The organism is Dietzia sp., assembly GCF_036741115.1.
In the GTDB taxonomy this organism is placed as follows: domain Bacteria; phylum Actinomycetota; class Actinomycetes; order Mycobacteriales; family Mycobacteriaceae; genus Dietzia.
The window spans coordinates 1-16,806 of the sequence record NZ_DAINST010000060.1; the positions used below are offsets into that span (position 1 = coordinate 1).

16 protein-coding genes are annotated in these 16,806 nt (G+C 67.9%); 3 read left to right on the forward strand and 13 right to left on the reverse strand.

Annotated features, from left to right (window positions below; genetic code table 11):
• Window positions 1-904: inositol-3-phosphate synthase (locus V7E05_RS10075; protein ID WP_333619527.1), on the forward strand; the 904-nt coding region annotated here is incomplete at its 5' end.
• A gap of 127 nt (window positions 905-1,031) precedes the next feature.
• On the opposite strand, the gene V7E05_RS10080 is transcribed toward V7E05_RS10075, so the two are convergent.
• The 8 genes from V7E05_RS10080 to V7E05_RS10115 all read right to left on the reverse strand — a co-directional run bounded on the left by V7E05_RS10080 (window position 1,032) and on the right by V7E05_RS10115 (window position 10,140).
• Window positions 1,032-2,528 (reverse strand): DHA2 family efflux MFS transporter permease subunit, encoded by a 1,497-nt coding sequence (locus tag V7E05_RS10080; RefSeq protein WP_333619528.1) that lies wholly within the window; start codon window positions 2,526-2,528, stop codon window positions 1,032-1,034.
• Between the two features lie 98 nt (window positions 2,529-2,626).
• Window positions 2,627-2,869, reverse strand: a complete 243-nt coding sequence (locus V7E05_RS10085) for a hypothetical protein (protein ID WP_333619529.1) — start codon at window positions 2,867-2,869, stop codon at window positions 2,627-2,629.
• 14 nt (window positions 2,870-2,883) lie between these two features.
• Window positions 2,884-3,699 carry a carbohydrate ABC transporter permease gene (locus V7E05_RS10090; protein WP_333619544.1) on the reverse strand — a complete coding sequence of 272 codons (816 nt, stop codon included), beginning with the start codon at window positions 3,697-3,699 and terminating at the stop codon, window positions 2,884-2,886.
• Window positions 3,700-3,758: 59 nt separating this feature from the next.
• Complete coding sequence (locus V7E05_RS10095; protein WP_333619530.1) at window positions 3,759-4,808, reverse strand: carbohydrate ABC transporter permease; 1,050 nt, start codon at window positions 4,806-4,808, stop codon at window positions 3,759-3,761.
• A 131-nt stretch (window positions 4,809-4,939) separates the two neighbouring features.
• Window positions 4,940-6,208, reverse strand: a complete 1,269-nt coding sequence (locus tag V7E05_RS10100) for an ABC transporter substrate-binding protein (RefSeq protein WP_333619531.1) — start codon at window positions 6,206-6,208, stop codon at window positions 4,940-4,942.
• A gap of 264 nt (window positions 6,209-6,472) precedes the next feature.
• Window positions 6,473-7,894: a sugar porter family MFS transporter gene (locus V7E05_RS10105; protein ID WP_333619532.1), complete on the reverse strand. Its 1,422-nt coding sequence runs from the start codon at window positions 7,892-7,894 to the stop codon at window positions 6,473-6,475.
• Between the two features lie 217 nt (window positions 7,895-8,111).
• On the reverse strand, window positions 8,112-9,167 hold the full coding sequence (locus V7E05_RS10110) for an ABC transporter ATP-binding protein (protein WP_333619533.1): 1,056 nt from the start codon (window positions 9,165-9,167) through the stop codon (window positions 8,112-8,114).
• A 127-nt stretch (window positions 9,168-9,294) separates the two neighbouring features.
• The gene (locus V7E05_RS10115; RefSeq protein ID WP_333619534.1) at window positions 9,295-10,140 is read right to left on the reverse strand and encodes an alpha/beta fold hydrolase; all 846 of its coding nucleotides are present in this window, start codon (window positions 10,138-10,140) and stop codon (window positions 9,295-9,297) included.
• A gap of 347 nt (window positions 10,141-10,487) precedes the next feature.
• Here V7E05_RS10115 and V7E05_RS10120 point away from each other — a divergent pair, with 347 nt between their 5' ends.
• Entirely contained in the window at window positions 10,488-10,925 is a 438-nt protein-coding gene (locus tag V7E05_RS10120; protein ID WP_333619545.1) for a MarR family winged helix-turn-helix transcriptional regulator, read from the forward strand.
• 91 nt (window positions 10,926-11,016) lie between these two features.
• On the opposite strand, the gene V7E05_RS10125 is transcribed toward V7E05_RS10120, so the two are convergent.
• From V7E05_RS10125 to V7E05_RS10140, 4 genes are all read right to left on the reverse strand, one after another.
• The gene (locus V7E05_RS10125; protein WP_333619535.1) at window positions 11,017-11,298 is read right to left on the reverse strand and encodes an Lrp/AsnC family transcriptional regulator; all 282 of its coding nucleotides are present in this window, start codon (window positions 11,296-11,298) and stop codon (window positions 11,017-11,019) included.
• 54 nt (window positions 11,299-11,352) lie between these two features.
• Window positions 11,353-11,724 carry a nuclear transport factor 2 family protein gene (locus V7E05_RS10130; protein ID WP_333619536.1) on the reverse strand — a complete coding sequence of 124 codons (372 nt, stop codon included), beginning with the start codon at window positions 11,722-11,724 and terminating at the stop codon, window positions 11,353-11,355.
• Window positions 11,725-11,850: 126 nt separating this feature from the next.
• A complete protein-coding gene (locus V7E05_RS10135; RefSeq protein WP_333619537.1) occupies window positions 11,851-13,287 on the reverse strand; it encodes an NAD(P)/FAD-dependent oxidoreductase in 1,437 nt (478 codons plus the stop codon).
• Between the two features lie 102 nt (window positions 13,288-13,389).
• The gene (locus V7E05_RS10140) at window positions 13,390-13,785 is read right to left on the reverse strand and encodes a DoxX family membrane protein (protein WP_333619538.1); all 396 of its coding nucleotides are present in this window, start codon (window positions 13,783-13,785) and stop codon (window positions 13,390-13,392) included.
• A 170-nt stretch (window positions 13,786-13,955) separates the two neighbouring features.
• Here V7E05_RS10140 and V7E05_RS10145 point away from each other — a divergent pair, with 170 nt between their 5' ends.
• Entirely contained in the window at window positions 13,956-15,257 is a 1,302-nt protein-coding gene (locus V7E05_RS10145) for an MFS transporter (protein ID WP_333619539.1), read from the forward strand.
• Between the two features lie 6 nt (window positions 15,258-15,263).
• Here the strand turns inward: V7E05_RS10145 and V7E05_RS10150 are convergent, their stop codons facing one another.
• Window positions 15,264-16,352 carry an esterase/lipase family protein gene (locus tag V7E05_RS10150; RefSeq protein ID WP_333619540.1) on the reverse strand — a complete coding sequence of 363 codons (1,089 nt, stop codon included), beginning with the start codon at window positions 16,350-16,352 and terminating at the stop codon, window positions 15,264-15,266.
• Window positions 16,353-16,806 lie beyond the last annotated feature (454 nt).

Below are 16,806 nucleotides of genomic sequence, written 5' to 3' on the forward strand. Positions count from 1 at the left end.
GAAGGTCGGCATGGACCTGTCGGAGGCGATCTTCGCCTCGGAGAACAACACCATCAAGATCTCGGACGTGCCGCCGCTCGGTGTGTCGGTGCAGCGTGGCCCGACGCTCGACGGCCTCGGCAAGTACTACCGCGAGACCATCGAGGAATCCACCGACGAGGCGGTCGACGTGGTCGCCGCGCTCCGCGACGCCGAGATCGACGTGCTCGTGTCCTACCTGCCGGTGGGCTCGGAGGAGGCCGACAAGTTCTACGCGCAGTGCGCGCTAGACGCGGGCGTGGCGTTCGTCAACGCGCTGCCGGTGTTCATCGCCTCGGATCCGGAGTGGGCCGAGAAGTTCCGCTCCGCGGGCGTGCCGATCGTCGGCGACGACATCAAGTCGCAGGTCGGCGCGACGATTACGCACCGCGTGATGGCGAAGCTGTTCGAGGATCGCGGCGTGACCCTCGACCGCACCTACCAGCTCAACGTCGGCGGCAACATGGACTTCAAGAACATGCTCGAGCGCGAGCGCCTCGAGTCCAAGAAGGTCTCGAAGACCCAGGCCGTCACGTCGAACCTCACCGGCGAGCTCGCCGGCAAGGTCTCCGACCGCAACGTCCACATCGGCCCGTCCGACCACGTCGAGTGGCTCGACGACCGCAAGTGGGCGTACGTCCGCCTCGAGGGCCGCGCCTTCGGCGACGTGCCGCTCAACCTCGAGTACAAGCTCGAGGTCTGGGATTCGCCGAACTCGGCCGGCATCATCATCGACGCCGTGCGCGCCGCGAAGATCGCCAAGGACCGCGGCATCGGCGGACCGATCATGCCCGCGTCCTCGTACCTCATGAAGTCCCCGCCGGAGCAGCTCGCCGACGACACCGCCCGCGCGCGGCTCGAGGCGTTCATCTCGGGCGAGGCGTAGTCCCCGCCGGCGATAGTCGACCGCCACGAAAAACCGGGGCCCTTCCGAATCATCGGAAGGGCCCCGGTTTCGTCTATCCGAGCCTATTGCCCGCCACTCGCGCTACTTCCGCGAATCGTGCGCTCCCCTAGTGCCCGCCGTGGGAGCCGCCGGCGGCCTCCGGCTTCCCACTGGGCGTGAAGAACGCGAGCACCACGACCACGCACATCAGCGCCGCGGCACCGAGCAGCGACAGCATCCCGCCGTACATGTGATCGGGAGCCGGACCGCCATGCGCCGAAGCGCCCGCCGTCATGAGGGAGATGAGCACGGCGATTCCGGCCGCGCCGCCCACCTGCTGCATCGTGGCGAGCAGCGCGGAACCGTGCGAGTACAGCGGTGCGGGGAGCGCGGAGAGCGAGGCCGTGAACATCGGCGTGAAGGTCATCGCGAGACCAGTGCCCGCGAAGAAGTTGATGATCGCGATGAGCCACCACTCCCCGCCGGGCGCGAGAAGCGCCTGCGCGGCGAGCGACACCGTCGCGAGAATCGCGCCGGGCACGACGATCTTCCGCGCGCCGTGCCGATCGTAGAAGCGGCCGACGAGCGGCCCGAGGAGGCCCATCATCAGGCCGGCGGGCATGAGCGCGCGGCCGGCGGCCTCCGGCGAATCGCCGTTGGCCACCTGCATGATGAGCGGTAGCAGCATCATGATCCCGAGGAAGGCCGAGAAGCCGATCGTCATGAGCGCGACGCCGATCGAGAAATCCTTGTGCGCGAACGCGGTGACATCGAGCAGCGGCTCGTGCCCCGAGCGCCGCAGCGAGATCTGGCGCCACACCATGGCGGCCAGGGCGAGCAGGCCGATTACGAGCAGCGCCCATGCGGGCAGCGGCGGCTCGGCGCCCTCGCCGAAGCTCGACAGGCCCCACACGATGCCGCCGAAGCCGATCACGGACAGCGGGACCGAGACGAGGTCGATGCTCTCGCGCGCCGCTCCCCCGCCGCGCGGGATGAGTCGCACCGCCGCGAGGGTCACGAGGATCGCGAGCGGCAGCACGATGCCGAAGATCCAGCGCCAGCCGAAGTACTTGAGGATCTCGCCGGCGAGGAACGGTCCGATGGCCGGGGCCACGGAGATCGCGAGGGACACCGAGCCCATCACGCGACCGCGATCAAATTCGGGGATCACGTTCATCAGGGTGGTCATGAGCAGCGGGATCATCACCGCGGTGCCGAGCGCCTGGATCACGCGCGCGCCGAGCAGGATGGCGAAGCTCGGCGCGAACGCCGCGAGCGCGGTGCCGACGATAAACGTGGACATCGCCGTCAGGAGAGACACGCGCGGCCCGAAGCGGTCGATGAACCAGCCGGTGAGCGGGATCGCGACGGCCATGGTGAGCATGAACGCCGTCGTGAGCCACTGCGCCGAGGACTCGACCACGTTGAACTGGTCCATGAGCACGGCGATCGCCGGGGTCATGGTCGTCTCGTTGAGGATGACGATGAACGCCGCCGCCGTGAGGATGCGGATGAGGAGCATCGCCTGCGAGGGCGTGAGCTCGGAGCGGAGGCTCGAGGTGTCGTTCGCGATGGGCGCTTCGGGGTTCCCCGTGACCCCGTTCGGCTGGGTGTCGTTGTTCACCGAGCAAGGGTACCGGCCCGGGGTACCGCACGGGCAAGTCGAACGGCGCAGGTCAGCGGTTGCCTAGGACAAGGCCGTGCGCCGGCGCAACGGTACTCCTATTGTTTTCCCCCGTTTTTGACGGCGGAGTCGGCCCTTTTCCAGGCCCGCCAGACCACCAGCCCGAGCGCGATGAGCGCCAACAGGATGATCGACGCGAGCGCCGACGGCCTCCCCGTGGCGATGAGCCCCACGGCGTTGACCAGCGCGATGAGCGCGAAGAACCCGACGAATCCGCCCGCGAGCTCGAGGCGCTGGCGCCTGGCGAGCGGGTGCGAGGAGCCGGGATCGAGCAAGCCCACCTGTCTCGGCCCACCTAGTCCTTGAGCCCGCCGGAGGTGAGCCCGGTGACGATGCGGCGCTGGAAGATGAGCACCATGACCACGAGCGGCACGGTGACCAAAGCGCCCGCCGCCATGATCGCCGCGTGCGGCGGCGTGTACGGATTGTCGCCGGCGAAACGGGCGATGGCGACCGTCACGGGCTCGGTGCTGCGGTTCGACAGCTGGCTCGAGAGCATGAACTCGTTCCACGTCTGGATGAAGGCGAGGATCGCGGTGGTGAAGATCGCGGGCGCGGCGAGCGGCAGGATGATCTTGACGAACGCCTGCCCACGGGTCGCCCCGTCCACGCGCGCCGCCTCCTCGAGCTCCCACGGCAGGTCGTTGAAGAACGAGGTGAGCGTGTAGATCGTGAGCGGCAGGGCGAACGAGATGTTCGGGATGATCAGCGCCTGGTACGAGCCGATCCAGCCGAGGTTCGTGAAGAGCTGGAACAGCGGCGTGAGCAGCGCAACGCCGGGGAACATCGAGGCCGCGAGCACGATGCCGGTGACCACGAACTTCCCGCGGAACTCGATCCGCGCCAGCGCGTAGGCCGCGAACACGCCCACGAGGATCGCGGCCGCGGTGGTCACCAGCGAGATGAGCACCGAGTTGCCGATGGCGTGGAGGAAGTTGTTGCCCGTCGAGGTCCCGAGCGCCGAGGAGAAATTGTCGAGCGTCAGGTGGGAGGGCAGCGGGTTCTGCGAGAACGTGTACTGGTCGTCGCGCAGCGCCGTGATGACCATCCAGTAGAAGGGCGCGAGCCCCCACAGGAGGATAAAGGCGGCCCCGAGGTACGTGCCGATCATGGGCCCGAGCTTGGGCCGCGGCGCCTTGAGAACGGTCGCGCCGGTGTCCTTCGCGCCCATCAGACGGCCCCCTCGTCTTTCGTCTGCAGGCGTTTCGTCCTCTCCGTACTCTCGGCGACCACGTTTGCCCCGAGGAATTTCACCATCACGAACGCCACGACGAAGATGAAGAGGAAGATCAGCGTCGACAGCGCCGAGGCGTTGTTCGCGTTACCCGCCCGGATCTCGTTGACCACGAGCTGGGACACCGTCGCCGTCGGCGAGTTCGAGTTCGGCGAGATGAGGATGACCGGCAGGTCGTACATGCGCAGCGCGTCGAGGGTGCGGAAGAGGATCGCGACCATGAGCGCCGGGCGCACGAGCGGCAGCGTGATGTGCACGAACTGCTGCCAGCGGCTCGCGCCGTCGACCCGAGCGGCCTCGTACACCCCACCGGGGATCATCTGCAGGCCCGCGAGGATGAGCAGGGCCATGAACGGCGTGGTCTTCCAGATGTCCGCGATGATCACGGCGATCTTCGAATACAGCGGATCGGTGGTCCACGAGACGGTGACGCCGAACAGCGAGTCGAGCAGGCCGTTGGCGATGCCTCGATCGGCGAAGATGAACGCCCAGAGCTTGGCGGTCACGGCGGTGGGGATCGCCCACGGGACGAGGACTGCGGCGCGCAGGAGGCCGCGGCCCCAGATGTTCTTCCCCATGATCACGGCCATGAAGAAGCCGAGCACGGTCTCGATGGACACCGTGACGATCGTGAACAACCCGGTGTTGCGCACCGCCGGCCAGAAGTCCGTGGCCGAGGAGCCGGGCGCACACACCTGCGTCTGCCCGGTGGAGGACGTGCACGACTGGGTGATCCAGTAGAGGTAGTGCTGGAAACCGGCCCAGCCGCCGGTGACGAAGCGTCCCGTGTCCGGGTCGAGGTGCTTGTCGGCGATGAAGGACAGGTAGATCGCCCGGACGATCGGGAAGCCGATAATGACGGCGAGCAACACGATCGACGGGCCGATGAGAAGTACCGGCCGCCAGTCGAATTTCTTTCGTGGCGCGGCCACGGGGTCCGGCGACGATTCAGGCGTCGTGGCGCCGTCGATGATCGGTGTGCTCATGCGCTGCGGTGCTCTCCCCTTGCGGTCTCCCGGGAATATCCTCCGGGGAGTCTACTGTGCTGTGCGGCACATAGGAACGGGCCGGGGCACGTGCCCCGGCCCGTTCCTATGCCTCTTCGAGAACGCCTCTGTTAGTTGGAGGCCTGCTCGATGGCTGCCGACATGTCGGACAGCGCCTTGTCCACCGGAACATTGTTCTTGAGCGCGGCCCAGGTGTTGTCCTGGATCGCCTTGGAGACGTTCTGGTAGTACGGGCTCACCGGGCGCGGGACGGCCGAGTCGAGCGCCGCCTTGAGCGCCTCCATGTACGGGTACTTGTCCTTGAGCGCCTGGTCGTCGTAGATCGACGAGAGGACCGGCGGGAAGGACTGGTCGGCGAAGCTGGCCTGGACCTTCTCGGAGATCACGTACGAGAGGAAGTCCTTCGCCGTGCCCTTGTTCTTCGAGTTGACGTTGATGGCGTCGTTGTAGCCGCCGAGCGTCGAGGCGCCGGCGCCGTCCTTGCCCACTATCGGCGCGACCGCGAACTTGCCCTTGACCTGCGAGGAGTCCTCGGTCTCTGCGGAGTCGTACATGTACGGCCAGTTGTACGAGTACATGGTCTCGCCGGCGAGGAAGGCCTGCGCGGTCTCTTCCTCGGAGAAGCCGTCCGAGCGCTTGGCGATCGTGTCGTCCTTGTAGCCGTCGACGAGGGCGGTGAAGCCCTCGACCGACTTCGGGTCGTCGAGGGTCGGGGTCGAACCGTCCTCGCCCACCACGGTGCCGCCCCAGCTCTGCATGAACTGGGTGGCGGCGACGGAGAGGCCCTCGTACTGCTTGAGCTGCATGTCGAGGCAGTCGACGTTCGCCTCCTTCGCCTTCGAGCAGGAGTTCTTGAGCTCGTCCCAGGTCTTCGGCGCCGCGTCGACGAGGTCGGTGCGGTAGTAGAGGAGCTGGGCGTTGGTGTTCTGCGGGACCGCGTAGACCTTGTCGTTGTACGTCGCGGACTCGACCGTCGCGTCGAGGAGACCGGAGAGGTCCGGAGCGCCTTCGCCCTCGATGGGCTCGAGCCAGCCGTTGGCGGCGAACTGCGCGGTGTCGGTCACGTCGAGCGCGAAGACGTCGTAGTCCGTGCCGCCGGCCTGCAGCGACTGGGTCAGGGTGTCGCGCTGGTCGTCCTGCTCGGCGGGGAGCTCGACGAGGTTGACCTTCTCGCCGGGGTGCTCCTTGTTCCAGTCCTCGATCACCGGCTTGAGCTTGTCGGTGTCGTTGCTACCCATGGCGAAGGTGATCTCGCCGTGGCCGTCGCCGCCGCCGTCCCCCGAGCCCGCAGGCTCCTCGCTCGAGCTGCACGCGGACAGCGCGATCACGGACACCGAGGCCAGCGCCGCCGCCTTCGTGAACTTGCCGAAAGAAGTCATAGAGCTTCCGTTCCTCTTCGCTTGTAGTGCCGGGTGACCCGCAGCGCACTGTCCTGTGCGGGATGTCACACGTTCCCCACGAGCTTAACCCTTCACCAGGACCGCACAAAGGAAAACTTAAACTTCGTGTCGTGGGCCGGCGGCATGGTACCGCGGCGGACCGCCGTCATACCCGAAAAGCCCTCCCGAGAGGCGCTACGGCGCCGCAGGATTCCGGACCGGCATGGCTCCGGCGCTACGGCGCCGCAGGATTCCAGCCCGGCGCTACATCGACTCGAGCTCGCGGCCCTTAGTCTCGGGCACGTAGCGCAGCACGAAGACGAGCGAGAGCAGCGCGAAGATCGTGTAGAGGCCGTAGGGGACGCCGAGGCTCACGTCGGCGAGGCCGGGGAAGCTCGTGGAGACGACGAAGTTCGCGATCCACTGCACCGCCGCGGCGAGTCCGAGCGCGGCGCCGCGGATGCGGTTGTTGAACATCTCGCCGAGCAGCACCCACACGGCCGGGCCCCAGGACATACCGAAGAAGACGACGAAGGCGTTGGCCGCGACCAGCGCGATCACGCCCGGCGCCCCGCTCAGCGAGGGCTCGCCGTCGACCACATTCGCGGTGGCGAACATCCACGTGAGCGTGCCGAGGCTGAGCACCATGCCCGCCGAGCCGATCGCGAGGAGCTTGCGGCGCCCGATTTTGTCGATGAGCCCGATCGCGACGATGGTCACCACGATGTTGGTGATCGACGTGATCACCGACTGGGTGAGAGCCGAGTCCTCGCTGAATCCCACGGACTGCCACAGCGTCGAGGAGTAGTAGAAGATCACGTTGATGCCGACGAACTGCTGGAAGACCGAGAGCAGCACGCCGATCCACACGATGGGGAGCAGGCCGAGCGCCGGGCCGCGCAGGTCGGCGAAGCTCGAGGCGCGCTCGGTGGCCAGGGTCTTGCGAATCTCCTCGATGCGCTCGTCGACCCCGGCCTTGAGGATGGTCGCGAGGATCGCCCGCGCACGGTCCACCCGGCCCACCTTGACCAGGTAGCGCGGAGATTCGGGGATTGTCCTGGCAAGCAGTCCGTAGATCGCGGTGGGAATGACCTCCGCGAGGAACATCCAGCGCCACGCGTCGATGCCGAACCACAGTTCCTCGCCGGCCCCGTCCGCCGCCGCGGCGAACCACGCATTGGTGAGCAGCGCGACGAAGATGCCGAGGACGATCGCGAGCTGCTGCAGCGAGCCGAGGCGGCCCCGGATCGAGGCAGGCGCGACCTCGGCGATGTACGCCGGGGCGATCACGGAGGCGGCACCGACGCCGAGCCCGCCGATCACGCGCCAGATGATGAGGTCCACGGGGCCGAACGAGAACGCCGAGCCCACGGAGCTGAGGAAGAACATGACCGCCGCGATCTCCATGATCCGCACACGGCCGAAGCGATCGGAGAGGCGGCCCGCGGCGTAGGCGCCGACCACGCAGCCGAGCAGCGCGGAGGAGACGACGAAGCCGAGGAGCCCCGAGCCGATCCCGAACTGCTCCTTAACCGCGTCGACGGTCCCGTTGATCACCGCTGTGTCGAAGCCGAAGAGGAAGCCGCCGAGGGCGGCGACCGCGGCGAGGGTGATGGCCCGCCCCGGATAGAAGTCCTCGCTCGATTCCTGCGCGGTTTCCCGTGCGGAGCTCTGGGGGTCACTCATAGCGTCTCCTCGCGCGCGGCGCCCGCGAGGTCGTCGCCGGCGCGTCCGGGTGCAGATGGATGCACTGCACCAGAGGGTACGAGCTGCCGCGCGGCATCGCTCGGCATTCGGCCGCGCGAGTTCGGCCGCGCCCCGGCGCCGCCCGTTCCTCGGCGTCAAATGTATGACGTCGGACGACGGGGGCAGCACCGGGGTCGGCCCGCCGCGTGCAGGCCTCCTAGCGCAGGCGGTCCCCGGTCTCGATGTCGAAGAAGCGTACCGAGCCCTCCTTCACGGCGAGCGAGACGCGGTCGCCCTTCGCGAGACGCTCGTCTGCGCCCGCGCGGAAGACGATGGCGTAGCCGGTCTCGGTCCGCGCGTGGACGTACGAGTCCGAGCCGAGCTCCTCGACGAGTTCGACCACGGCATCGATCCCCTGCCCCGCCGTCACCGTGGAGAGGTGCTCGGGCCGCACGCCGACCATCACCTGGCCGTCGACCCCGGCCGGGGCCGCATCGCCGATTCCGGGGCGCTCGACGGCGCCGCCGCGCACCGGGGCGGCGAAGAGGTTCATCGCCGGCGAACCGATGAACCCGGCGACGAACGCGTTGACGGGATCGTTGTAGAGGTTCTTCGGGGTGTCGACCTGCTGCAACCGGCCCTTGTCGAGGACGGCGACGCGGTCCCCCATGGTCATGGCCTCGACCTGATCGTGGGTCACGTAGATCGTCGTGGTGCCGAGGTCCCGCTGCAGCGTGGCGATCTGCGTGCGGGTCGCCACGCGGAGCTTGGCGTCGAGGTTCGACAGCGGCTCGTCCATGAGGAAGACGCGCGGGTTGCGGACGATGGCGCGGCCCATCGCGACGCGCTGGCGCTGCCCGCCCGAGAGCTCCTTGGGCTTGCGGTCGAGGAACTCGGTGAGATCGAGCATCTCCGCGGCGCGCTCGACGCGCTCGGCGATCTCCTTCTTCGGGGTCTTCGTGAGCTCGAGGGCGAAGCCCATGTTCCGGCGCACCGAGTAGTGCGGGTAGAGCGCGTAGTTCTGGAAGACCATCGCGATGTCGCGGTCCTTGGGCTCCATCCCGGTGACATCCTTGTCGCCGATGACGATCCGCCCGGCCGCCGTGTCCTCGAGCCCCGCGAGCGCGCGGAGGGTCGTGGACTTACCGCAGCCCGATGGCCCGACGAGGACGAGGAACTCGCCGTCCGCGATGTCGAGGTCGAGCCGATCGACGCTCGGGCGGTCGGCGCCCGGGTAGACGATCGAGACGTTGTCGAAGAGCACTCTTGCCATGGTTCTTGCGCACCCCTGTGTGTTTGCCTTTTACCGGCAGGAACGTGCCGGACGATCCGAAATGAAAAGGAAGCGCCGCATACTATGCGGCCCGGCCAACCCTAGCGCCCTGGATCTGCGGGCGGGGTCACCGCGGCAGGCCGAGCGAGTCGAGCCGGAGCTCGCGCGCGAAGGAACGGTTGGCGGATACCCGGATGACGCCGGCGATCCGCTCGGGATCATCGGACATGGGCACGTGCCCGAGCCCCTTGAGCGGGATGATCCGCGCCTGCGGAAACACGTCGTGGACCCGATGCCGCTGCCCGGGGAGGAGTACGAGGTCTCGCGTACCCCACGCGATCGTGATGGGCAGATTCCGATCGATGGGGGAGGTGAACGGGAACTCGAGCTCGGGCAGCTCCTCGAACAGAGCGTTCCCGGGGAGCGCCTCGGCGTCGACGGCCATCGACGCGGCCGGGTAGCGCCACGGGTGGGTGCTGAACGCGCCGAACATGAGCGAGCGCGACACCGCATTCCGCGACAAGCGCGGCAGAAGCTTCGGCGCCGCCTTCGCCACCGAATAGAGGGTGGTGAACACGTGCTCGGCATGCGCGGTGTCGAAACGGCCGCGGAAGAAGCCGGCCGGCGAGATCCCCGTGACCCCGCACGCCAAGCCCCTGTTGCCGAGCTCGAGCGCGACCCAGCCGCCGAGCGAGTTGCCCACGAGATGCGGGCGCCCGGCCTCCGTGCCGTAGCCGCGGATGGTCCCCTCGACCGCATCGACCACGAAGGGCACCGGATCGACGTCGTCCGGGATCGGGTCCGAGGCGCCGTGCCCCGGCAGGTCGAGGGTCACGACGTGGAAATCGTCGGCGAGCAGCGGGACGACCTGGTCCCAGGCGTGCTGCCGGTGGATCACGCCGTGCACGAGCACGATCGTGGGCGCGGCCGGGTCACCGTATTCGGTGGTGGCAATCTCGCAAGGTTTGTCCATGGGACAAGTGTCCGACATCTACGGCCACGCGGGCGGCGTTTCGCCGAGTTGGACGAATGTTCGCATTCGAAAGTTCTTGTCCCCCGTGACATTCGACTTTCGTGTGCTTAGTATTAACAGCGATCATCGGCCTTCGGGGGAAGGCCGATATGCGCACCGCGGCTCAGTGGACGCCTGGGGTCGGGTCTTCTCGATCGACCCGTGGCACCCTCCCGCGGCCGGTCCCGGCCGACGGAAGAGAAGTCGTGGTCTCGCCATTGCGATCTGAGGGGATCATGGAAGACCAGCCACAGGCGGACGTGTGTGCAACACAGCTCCGCGATGTTTTCGGGCGTATCGAGTTGCTCATGCGCCGAAGTCGGGTCAACACCGACATATCTACGTCCCAAGCATCGTTGCTTCAGACTCTCGACCAGCACGGATCCATGAGAGTCACCGAACTCGCCAGGCGCGAGCGCGTCCGGGTGCCCACCGCGTCGAACGCGGTCTCCGTACTCGAGGACCTCGGCTTCGCCTCCCGACTACCCGCACACGACGACCGCAGGGCGGTGATCGTCGCCGTCACGCCCGAGGGCCGCATGGCCATCCGCCGCTACCGGGAGGAGCAGGCGACGCGCCTGTCCACGACCATCGCCGAGCTCCCGGACGGCGAGCGCAGGAGGCTCTCCGAGGCAATGCTTCCACTGCATTCGCTGCTCGAGCTCCTTGAGCACGAGGACGGAGCGGCGCGCAGCGCCGCCGCGGCGAGTTCGGCGGCCTCGGAGACCACGGCCCGCGCCTCCTGAGGCCGGGCCGGCAGGGCCGACCCGCAGGGCAGGCGCGGCGCCGGGCTATGCGTGTGGCGTGGGGCCCTGCGCGAGTGCGCGCCGGGCACGGCTACTCCTCGAAGCCGAGGCTGAACGCGGCCTGGAGGTCGACCTTCGACAGCGCCCTGAAAGCGATGTGGGTCTCGGTCTCGATGACCCCGTCGATCTTGTTGAGCCTGTCGGAGACGACCTGGGCTATCTCTTCGTGGCTCCGGGTGCGGACCAGCACGATGAGGTCGATCGCGCCGGTGACCGAATAGACCTCCGAGACGCCGTCGAGTTCCGCGATCGATTCGGCGACCTCGGGGATGCGGGACGTATCGACCTGGACGAAGACAATCGAGGTAATCACGCCACGATGGTAGCCCCCGCCGGCCCGGGCCGCGGGCGCCTCCTGTGCGAGCCGCTAGGAAACGTTGTCCTCGCCCCAGTAGGCCTTCATCGACAGAACCTTGCCTTCGTCGTCGAGGACCATGTTGTCCCACACGTTGATCGTGGTCCGGGTGTTCTCGTCGAAGTGGGTCACGAGCTCGAAGTTGAACAGCAGCTCGCGCCCGCACACGCGGACCTCGAGAAGCTTCGCGTCCATCCGCAGCCCGGCGAGGTTCCCGTAGAACTCGCCGATCGCCGCGTTGCCCTCTCGCACGGGCGAACCCACCGGGTCCTCGACGGCCGCTCCCTCGGCGTAGAGCGCGGCCAGCGCGTCGGTGTCGCTGCGATCGAGCGCGGCCACGTAGGCCTCGGCAGTGGCACGGATCTGTTCGGGCGTGAGACTCATCGGACCTCCGGGTTGTGTATACGGCTATGCCTGACGGCGGAGGTCCATTGTCTCGTAGCCTCCGCCGTCATACCCGGCTTTTACCGATCCTTGCCCGAACGCCCCGCGGCCGACCACCGGGCTCGACTACTCGGAGATCTCCTTGGCGCCCTTCGCGTCCTTGCCGCCCTCGAGGTTCTGCATCGCCTGGCGGCCGTACGCCCACTGCTTGGTGGAGGTGAGCTGCGCGCGGCGGTTGCCGTTGACCTGCATGCCCCACGAGATGATCGCCATGAAGCGGCTACGGAAGCCGACGAGCGTGGCGAGGTGCACCGCGAGCCACATGAGCCAGGCGATGAAGCCCGAGATCTGCAGCTTGCCGACCTTGACCACAGCAGAGTAGCGCGAGACCGTCGCCATCGAGCCCTTGTCGAAGTACTTGAAGGGCTTGCGCTGCGCGGGCGAGGCGCCCTCGAGCTCGTTGGCGATGAGCCGGGAGACGTAGCGCCCGCCCTGCTGCGCGAACGGCGCGACGCCGGGCCAGTTGTTTAGGTTGACCATGTCGCCGACCAGGAACACGTCCGGCTGCCCGGGGAGCGTGAAGTCCTCGTTAACCTTGACGCGGCCGGCGCGGTCGACCTCCGCTCCGGTCTGCTCGGCGACGTGGGAGCCGAGCGGGCTCGCGGCGACGCCGGCCGACCAGATCTTGCACGAGGCCGGGATGCGCTCGACGTGCCCGTCCTTGTATTTGACCTCGATGCCGTCGTAGTCGACGTTCTGCACCATCGCATTGAGCTGCACCTCGACGCCGATCCGCTCGAGCGCGGCGCGGGCCTTAGCGCCGAGGTTCTCGCCGAACGGCGGAAGCACGAGCGGCGCGGCGTCCATGAGGATGACCCGGGCGTCCGCGGGATCGAAGGTGCGGAAGCTGTCGCGCAGGGTCTTGTGCGCGAGCTCGGCGACCTGGCCCGCCATCTCCACGCCCGTGGGTCCCGCGCCGACGATGACGAAGGTGAGGAGGCGGCGGCGCTCCTCGGGGTCCTCGGTGATCTCGGCCTGCTCGAAGCAGCCGAGGATCCGCGAGCGGAGCTCGAGGGCGTCGTCGATCGTCTTCATCCCCGGGGCGAAGACCTCGAAATGGTCGTTGCCGAAGTAGGACTGCCCGGCGCCGGCGGCGACGATGAGGCTGTCGTAGGTGAGCTCGAAATCGATATGGCCCATCTCGGCGTAGACTAGCTTCTTCTCGATATCGATCCGCTCGACATCGCCGAGGACGACGCGCGCGTTCTCCTGATCCCGGAGGATCATGCGCGTCGACGGAGCGATCTCGCCGACCGAGAGGATGCCCGTGGCCACCTGGTAGAGCAGCGGCTGGAAGAGGTGGTGCCCGGTCCGGGCGACGATCGTGACCTCGACGTTCTCGTTGCCCTTGAACTCCTGGGCGGCGGCGAGCCCGCCGAAGCCCGAGCCGATGATGACGACCTTGTGCTTCGACGATCCCGAGGCAGAGTCGTTGATGACCTGTGCGGTGCCGGAGACGACCGGCGTGCCTGTCGTGCCGTCGCTGGAGCGTGTGTCGGCCATGGAGCCTCCTTGACTGTCCTAAGTGTTCCCACCTACAACGGTAGTCTCTCGCCCGGACTCCCGCCGATCCCAGGACCGTTACCCTGCCCTCGCCCGGTACCCCTAGCGCTTCGGGGCCCCCGAGACGTAGAGGAGGCCGCCGACGACAGCGGCGTTCTTGACGAACTGGAGGAGCTGGTTGTTCTTCGCCGTCTCGTCGTCTTCCTCCCAGAAGGCATGGCCCGCAAGGGTAGTGGGAACGAGCGAGCCGATGAGCCCGAGCGCGGAGAGGCGCGGCGCGATCCCTAGAGCCATCGTGGTGCTCAGCCCGATCTGCGTTGCTCCGTTCACCTGGACGAGCTGCTTCGAGGACACCGGGAGGTCCGTGAGCCCGACCTGCGCACGGCGCTTGTCGATGAGCCCTGCGACCCCGTCGGCCTTGGAGATCGCGTTGCGCGCACCCGCGTAGAAGAGCGGGGCGAAGAGCGCGCGGCCGAGGAAACGTGCGGGAGCGGACATGGTGGTACCTGTTCTTTCTGTGGATCTGTGACGTTCGGGAGTTCAACAATTCTTCGCTGGGGCATTCGCCCGAAGCACGCCGCGGACGGCGCAGAACGATGGTAGACCTCGCCACCGAGGCGCTCCGTTTTCCGGGGCCTCCGCCGTCAACGGTGGTAGTTCTTTGATTTGTGCAACCGACCACGCCCACCTATTCCGCGCGGGATCGCGCGGGCTACGGTGCCGCGGAGCTCGCCATCACGTCGTTCAACGCTGTGCCGGGCCTGCTGCTCCTCCCCCTGCTCACGGACTCGCTCGGCGTCGCCGCGTGGCTCGCGGGGCTCATCGTGTTCGCCCCGAAGGCGTGGAATGTGCTGCTCAACCCGTTCGTGGGCCGCCTCTCCGACGGGTTCGTCCACCCGCACGGGCCGCGGCGGCCGTTCCTGCTCCCCGCGGTCCTCGCGTTGGCGGTGGGATTCGCCGTGCTCTTCGCGGTCCCCGCGGGCCTGGGATCCGGCCTGGGTGCACTGTGGGTGTTCCTCGCGTTCCTCGCCTGCGCCACGGCGTTTTCGTTCTTCCAGATCCCGTTCAACACCGTGCTCACCGAGATCACCGACGACTACGACGAACGCACGCGGTTCATGGCGTGGCGGGTCACGATCCTCGCGGTGGTCATCCTCATCACGGGTGGCGCCTCGCCGCTCCTTCGAGACGCGATCGGCTACCCCGCGGTCGGGATCTTTGTCGGGACACTCATCGCCGCCGGCGCGTGGCTCTCGTGGAGAAGCCTCGGGCGGGCACGATTCCGGCGCACCGAGGCGGCGGGCGGAGCGCTGCGCGAGCAGCTCTCCCTCGTTCTCGGGAACGGCCCGTTCCGCGCGATCGCGGCCGTGTGGATGCTGCAGGCCTTCGGCACGGGCATGGTGCTCGCGGGGGTCGACTACGTGGCCCGGCACGTCCTCGGCTCGGAGTCCGCGTCCTCGGTGCTCTTCGTATGCTTCGTCGGCCCGGCGATCGTCCTCACGCCCGCGTGGGAGCTTCTCGCCAGGCGTTTCGACCGGCGCACCGGCCTCGCCCTCGCGACGGGCCTTCTCGCTCTGGGCGGCCTCGCCACCTGGGGTGCACTGCACCTCGGGATCGTGACGACGTGCGCCACCATCGCAGTGATGGGCGGCGGATACGCCGGCTGCCAGATCTTCCCGCCCGCCATGATGAACGACGTGGCGGCCGCAGATGCGACCGCCACGGGACAGAACCGGGCCGGGGTCTTCACCGGGCTGTGGTCCGGCGGGGAGACGCTCGGCCTCGCGGGCGGCCCTCTCGCCTTCGGACTCGTCCTCGCCGCAGGGGGCTACGTGTCCTCGGCGGGCGGCGCGGCCCAGCCGGACTCGGCGCTCACGGCGATCGAGGCGGGATTCACGTGGATTCCCACTCTCGTGGTCGCCGCGACGCTGTTCGCCGTGTTCCGCTTCCCCGCAGGCGGAAGGGACTAGCGGAAGCTACTTGACCCAGGGCGCGAAGGGCGCGACCGGGAAGCAGGGGACGCCCTGGCGGCGTTCCGGATCGAGCGAGTTGAGGACATGCCTCCACGCACGTTCGTTGTACATCGTGGAAACGTGCTCCGAGCGGTCGACCACGCAGCCATCCTGGAGAAGAATGTTGTGATCCTCGGGGACGCCTTCGTAGAACTGGCCGGTGTAGGGGGTGACCACCTCGTCCTGGTCGGTGACGATGGCATAGTTTTCCACTCCCTCGGCCGGCGATACGACCCCGTCCGGGTACACCTTCTTCGAAACCTCCGAATCGTAGACCTGCTGAGTCGAAGCCGGAGTAAGGGTGTCGATGCTCCCGTAGACGATCGGCCCGAGGACCGGGATGAGGGTGCGGAGGAACGCCAGTGTGCTCAGAGAGGTGCCCGTCGAGGGCGAGATGCCGACCTTGGTGTGGACCTTCTCGGCGCCGCCGAGCTCCTTGAGGTAGTAGTCCGGCATGATCCCGCCGCCCTGCGAGTGGCCGACGAGGTCGACCTGCTCGGCGCCCGATGCCGCGAGGACCCGGTCCACCGTGTCGGAGAGGACCTGGGCGCCCGTGGGGATGTCCCCGAGGGCCTGCGCCGGGAAGTCCGGGAACGGGGTCACGTTTCCGTAGTTAAACGTGAACACGCAGTACCCGGCGTTGTGTAACAGTGGCGCTCCGGCCTGGAAGGCGAGGGCCTGCGTGGTGACGGTCGGGTTGACGAGGACGACCGGGCGCGGGTGCTCCGCGCTGGGCTTGCAATTCCAGTCATTGGCCCCCGGGGGCGCTACCTGTGGGGCCAGCGCGGCCTTGACGCCCGCCGCGATGTTGAAGGGGACCGGGAGCGGGCCGAGGAACGGGTCCTCCCCGATCGGCAGGTTCGGATCGTTCTCCGGCTGGTCCATGAGCGAGCCCTGCACGGAGGCGGAAACCTCCGCCGAGCCGAGCGGCGCCGGCTCGGCGGCCGCAGCCGTCCCGGCTCCCGCTACTGCGGCTGCGCCGAGCGCCCCCGCGAAGACCGTGGCGGCCACCGTCTTGGCGGCATGCGAAATCGAACCCCTTGGCGTGAACATGAAATCCCCTCAATGTTTGTCGCTTACAGCAACATTAACACTAGGGAAACTAACTTTTATTAGAACGCTGTTATTCGATAAGCCGAGGCCTTCACTTGATGCGGCGCCAGAGGCGCGGGAAGGACCTCGACGCGGGCGCCAGAGGTCCGGGCGCTGCCTCAGCGGAGGAACGTGGGCACGAGTTCGCGGAGCGGTCCGGGCAGTCCGTTCGCCCCCTGCCTCGATAAAGTCGAGGACGACGGCGGAGCCGTCCGCAAGCGCCTGGAACAGCGGCTTCACGTCCGGGAACACGACATCGGCGAATACCGGCCAGCCGAATTCGACCGAGGCCACGGAGCCGGACCCCAAGAACACCCCGTCCGGCGAGACGATCCCCGTGGGCACGAAGGTCTCCTGCGGGGCGGCCGAGGCGGCGGGGTAGCGGTGAGGGCGAGGCCCACCACGGCGGCGGCTA